Genomic DNA, 4928 nt, shown 5'->3' on the forward strand with positions numbered 1-4928 from the left:
AGTAGCGGCTCGAGCGGGCCATAGCCCAGAATGTCGTTGCACACGTCGTCGAGCAGCGCCTCCTGCTCGGTCACCGTCATCACAACCTTCTTCACCGCCAGAATGTCCCCGACAATCTGACGGATCTCCGAGCGCGCCTGCGTCAGCTCCATCGTCGCCAGTCTGGACACGTCGATCGATTCGAGCAGCGCCTCGGTGACCGATTTCTTCAGCGCGTAGTAATCTCCGGTCTTGGACGGATCTTGCGGCCGCGCCGAGGCCGGCTGCGTAGGCGGGGCGGCGGGCGGCGGCGAGACCAGCGGCACGATTCGCGCCTTCGCATCCGTCGACGGAGACGGGGTCGTCGTCGGCTCCTCCGGGAGCTTGTCCGATCCGGTCCTCTTTCCGAACATGGCGTGACTTTCTCCAGTCGGGTTCAGCGTGGCGCAACGATGCGCCCCCGCGGATCCGGGTAGCGAAGAGATGCCCGCTCGCGCCGCCTGTCGCCACTCGGCTTGATGAGTTAGGCCCACCGCAGTCCCGGCTCGGCCAAACGGCCTAGATACGGCGCAGGGCGGGTTCCCCCGCGACGCCATCGTCTGGTCTCCGGCCCAGTGCGCGCCGCCCCGGGTCCCCGACCGAGCGGTGCGCCCCGGGCCGCGCGCCGCCGACCGACCGGCAGGGACTTGCCACACCGGACCTGCCGTCCCTTGGTCGCGGCAGACGAGCCACCGCGAGCAAGCCTGAACGGCAAGCGAGCAGAACGCCACTCGGACCGATGGCTTAGCTGCGCTGCCTCGCCCGGGTTAGACCGGGCTGCCTAGGCTGACCCGGCCTCGCGCCTCGATGCCGGGGTGGCTTTTGCGCGCTTGCGAATTCCCCGCCGTCAAGCGATGTTCGGACGCGAGCTATCGCGACCGTATCCTTCACCCTCGGGGGCAGCGCTTGGCGATCCGTGTCGGTCGGAATAGCAGGGACATCGCGCGATCGGGCGGTCGCGCGTCGCATGGCAGGTGGTCACCGGGGGTCACCTGCGCCCTCAGCACGGGAAGGCCATGACTGTACTCGTCACCGGAGCGACCGGCTTCGTCGGCTCGGCGGTCGCGCGTCGATTGATCGACGCCGGCCAGTCCGTGCGCGCGCTGGCGCGCGCGTCGTCCGACCAGAGCAACCTCGAGGGTCTGCCTATCGAGGTGGTCGAGGGCGACCTGACGGATCGCGCAAGCCTCGTCCGGATTGCGCGCGGCTGTCGCGGCCTGATGCACGTCGCCGCCGACTATCGCCTGTGGGTCCCGGACCGCGAGCGCATGTTCGCGACCAATGTCGAGGGCACGCGGAATCTGATGCTGGCGGCGGCCGAGGCCGGGGTCGAACGCATCGTCTACACCAGCAGCGTGGCGACACTGGGCGTCGTGCCGGGCGGCGTCGGCGACGAGCAGACCCCGGTCGGCTATGACGACATGGTCGGGCCCTACAAGCAGTCCAAGTTCCTCGCCGAGGCGGCGGTACGCGAGCTGTTCGAAACCCAGGGGCTGCCCGTCGTGATCGTCAATCCCTCGACTCCGATGGGTCCGCGGGACATCAAGCCGACGCCGACGGGGCGGATCGTGGTGGACGCGGCATCGGGCCGGATGCCGGCCTATGTGGATACCGGGCTGAACATCGTCCATGTCGACGATGTGGCCGAAGGGCACCTGCTGGCCTGGCAGCATGGCAGGAACGGCGAGCGCTATGTCTTGGGCGGCGAGAACATGACGCTGCGCGAGCTTCTCGGCCAGATCGCCGGGATGACCGGCCGCCGCCCGCCGCGTGTGCGGCTGCCGCACGACCTGGTCATGCCGATCGCGCATGTCGCCGAGCTCATCGCCCGGACCACGGGGATCGAGCCGATCGTCACCGTCGACAGCGTCAGGCTGGCCCGCAAGCACATGTATTTCAGCTCCGCCAAGGCCGAGCGCGAGCTCGGCTACCATGCGCGCCCGGCGACCGAGGCGCTGGCGGATGCGATCGACTGGTTCCACGCCCATGGCTATCTGGCGCGCGGCCGGTCGCAAAAGCCGGTCGCGGCCGAGTAGGGCGCCCGACGTCGCCCAAGTGGCCAAGCGCGGTCAGCCCCGGCCGTTTGCAGCCTTCGCCCTCGCCCCGCCGTCAGCCACGGACAGGCGGTGCGCCTCGACGAACTGCCAGAATAGCATCACCGGCACGCCCAGCAGCAGCTCGCGGATGCGCCGGATCAGCGAGACCGCCAGTGCGATCTGGGGCGGCAAGCCGAAATGCGTGCCGAGCAGCATGTAGCCGCCCTCCTGGATGCCGTAGGCGCCCGGCATAAGGAAGGCCGCCGAGCGGATTGCCTGGCCCAGGCTCTCGATCACCAGCGCCTCGGCAAAGCCCACCGGGGCGCCGAGGACCCACAGCGTGATCCACATCTCGCCCGCATCCAGGAACCAGGTCGCCATGTGCCAGGCCGCCGAGCGGGCCATCGCCCCGCGATTGCGGTAGGTCGCCATGACAGTGTCGTGCAGGTTGTCGAGCGCGCCCAGCGCCGGCAGGTCGAAGTGATCCGCCAAGCGCCCAAGAAACCGCTCCACCAGCAGGACCATGCCGTGGCGCTGCGCCAGCGCAAAGGCGGTCACGGCCGCGATGGCCACCGCAAGTCCGGCCCCGGCCCAGCCGGCGAGCCCGCCGCCACCCAGCAGCAGCAGGACGATGATGCCGATCAGGGTGAAGACGATCTGCGCCACCAGCTCGATGGTCTGGTCGACCAGCATCGACGCCCCGGCCACCACCGGGGGCGTGCCATGCAGCGCCAGCGCGCGCGCGCCGGCAATGTCGCCGCCGATCTGCGCCACCGGCAACAACCCGTTGACCGCCTCGCGCAGGGTGCGGGCATAGACGAACAGCCAGGTCGGGCCGGCCGGGCGCACCGACGCGGCGGCGGCGCGCCAGCCCAGGCCCGCGGACGTCGTCGGCACCAGGTGGTAGGCACAGACCAGCAGGATGTACCAGCCAGCGGCCGCGATCACCCGGCCCATCTCGGCGAAGCCTTCATGCGCGATCAGCGCGACGATGGCCCCGAGGCCGGCAAGCGTTGCCAGCACGCTGCCGATGCGCAGCGCTCGCCGCCGCCTCGCCGGGCTCACCGGAGCCGCTCGGCCGACAATGTGCCGAAGGCCGTGCGCTCGATGGCCAGCGCCGGAAGCGCCGCGGCGACCGTGGCGTCGGTCAGGGCCTCGAGCTCCTCGGCGAAACGGAAGCGTGCCGCCATCGGCTCCATCTCCGGCCAGGGACCGGTCGCCGGGTGGGAGTAGATCTCGGAGATGCCGTCAGGCAGTCGGGTGAGGAAGCCCAGCAGCCGCGCGCGCACCATGGCGCCCGTGTCGTTCATGCCGAATACGAAATCGTTGCAGGCGATGCCGGCCCGTCTCAGCCGGCGGCGATGCGCCGCCAAGAGCGGCCGCAGCATGAGATCGTTGCCGAGGCGCCGCAGCAGGCCGTCGCCCGCGGCGCGCCAGGAGGCGAGGAAGGGCTCGCGCGGCAACCGTACGGCGCGCAGTCCGTAGTCGCGGCCGATGCGCAGCACCAGGCCCAGCACCGTCGGGTGCAGGTGCATGTGGTTGTGCGCGTTGACGTGATCGAGCGCCAGCCCGGTGGCCTGGAATGCCTCGAACTGCGCCCGAATCTCGGCGGCGAGCTGCCGACGCACGCGCGGCCGCAGAACGTAGCGCAGGCCGGGACCGACGCGGCCGCTCGGCAGATTGCCCTGAGCGTCGGCCAGGTCCGGGATTTCGTGCGGCGGCAGGGTTGCGCGCCCGCGGATCAGAACCAGGTGCAGCCCGACGCGCAGCTCGGGCATCGCCCGGGCGCGGGCGACCGCGTCCGCCGCCGCCGGCGCCGAGACCATCAGGCTGGCGGTGTTCAGGATGCCCTGCCGGTGAGCGCGTTCGATTGCCGTGTTGACCGGCAGCGAGGCGCCAAAATCGTCGGCGGTGACGATCAGGCGCTTCAAGAAGCAAGCTCCCGGGCCCTCAGGAAGTGCATGAACTCCACCGCCTCGCGGGCGCGCCGCTTCATCGAGTCCCAGCTGCGCATCATCTCCAGCGTGATGTCGGCGATCTTGCGCGGGCGGAAGTAGAAGCGCTTGTAGAAGGTGGCGACCGCCTCGAAGATCTCCTCCTGGCTCAGGTCCGGATAGGCGATCGAGGAGACCTGAAAGCCCTCGCCCTGCACCAGTTCGCTGCCCGAATGCACCAGCCAGCCGTTCTCGCGCGCCTGGTTATAGAGGAAGGTGCCCGGATAGGCGGCGGCAAGCGAGACCTGGATGGTGTGCGGGTTGATCTCGGTGGCGAAGCGGATCGTCTCCTCGATGGTCTCGCGTGTCTCGCCCGGCAGCCCGATGATGAAGGTGCCGTGGATGGTGATGCCAAGCTTGTGGCAGTCCTCGGTGAATCGCCGCGCCACGTCGACCCGCATGCCCTTCTTAATGTTGTGCAGGATCTGCTGGTTGCCGGACTCGTAGCCCACCAGCAACAGCCTCAGCCCGTTGTCGCGCAGGACCTTCAGCGTCTCGTAGGGCACGTTGGCCTTGGCGTTGCACGACCAGGTCACGCCCAGCTTGCCCAGCCCGCGGGCGATCTCCTCGGCGCGGGGTCGGTTGTCGGTGAAGGTGTCGTCGTCGAAGAAGAACTCGCGGACCTGCGGGAACAGTTCCCTGGCGAGCGCGATCTCCTCGATCACGTTGGCGGCGCTGCGCGTGCGGTAGAGGTGGCCGCCGATCGTCTGCGGCCAGAGGCAGAAGGTGCAGCGCGACTTGCAGCCGCGGCCGGTGTACAGCGAGACATAGGGATGCAGCAGATAGCCGATGAAGTAGTCCTCGGGGACGAGGTCGCGCTTGTAGACCGGGGTGACGAACGGCAGCCGGTCCATGTCGTGCAGGATGGCGCGCGGCGGCG

Annotated in this window: 4 protein-coding genes and 1 pseudogene; 1 reads left to right on the top strand and 4 read right to left on the bottom strand. The window is 69.6% G+C overall.

What is annotated here, in order from left to right:
• Positions 1 to 392: pseudogene (locus AC32QD_RS01630) on the bottom strand (hypothetical protein); the annotation flags it as partial.
• A gap of 642 nt (positions 393 to 1034) precedes the next feature.
• On the opposite strand from AC32QD_RS01630, the gene hpnA reads away from it, so the two are divergent.
• A complete protein-coding gene (hpnA, locus tag AC32QD_RS01635; protein ID WP_492008734.1) occupies positions 1035 to 2054 on the top strand; it encodes a hopanoid-associated sugar epimerase in 1020 nt (339 codons plus the stop codon).
• Positions 2055 to 2087: 33 nt separating this feature from the next.
• Here hpnA and AC32QD_RS01640 read toward each other — a convergent pair whose 3' ends face one another.
• The 3 genes from AC32QD_RS01640 to AC32QD_RS01650 all read right to left on the bottom strand — a co-directional run.
• The gene (locus tag AC32QD_RS01640) at positions 2088 to 3119 is read right to left on the bottom strand and encodes a lysylphosphatidylglycerol synthase domain-containing protein (RefSeq protein ID WP_492008735.1); all 1032 of its coding nucleotides are present in this window, start codon (positions 3117 to 3119) and stop codon (positions 2088 to 2090) included.
• A complete protein-coding gene (gene hpnK, locus AC32QD_RS01645; RefSeq protein ID WP_492008736.1) occupies positions 3116 to 3985 on the bottom strand; it encodes a hopanoid biosynthesis-associated protein HpnK in 870 nt (289 codons plus the stop codon). The genes AC32QD_RS01640 and hpnK overlap by 4 nt, the downstream gene beginning before the upstream one ends.
• Positions 3982 to 4928: radical SAM protein (locus AC32QD_RS01650; protein WP_492008737.1), on the bottom strand; the 947-nt coding region annotated here is incomplete at its 5' end. The genes AC32QD_RS01650 and hpnK, both read right to left, overlap by 4 nt.

The sequence above is a fragment of the Thermohalobaculum sp. genome (assembly GCF_058622915.1).

What these genes read in the sequence shown, in the direction of transcription:
- hpnA (WP_492008734.1), top strand. Translation starts at nt 1,035, where the DNA reads ATGACTGTACTCGTCACCGGAGCGACCGGCTTCGTCGGCTCGGCGGTC.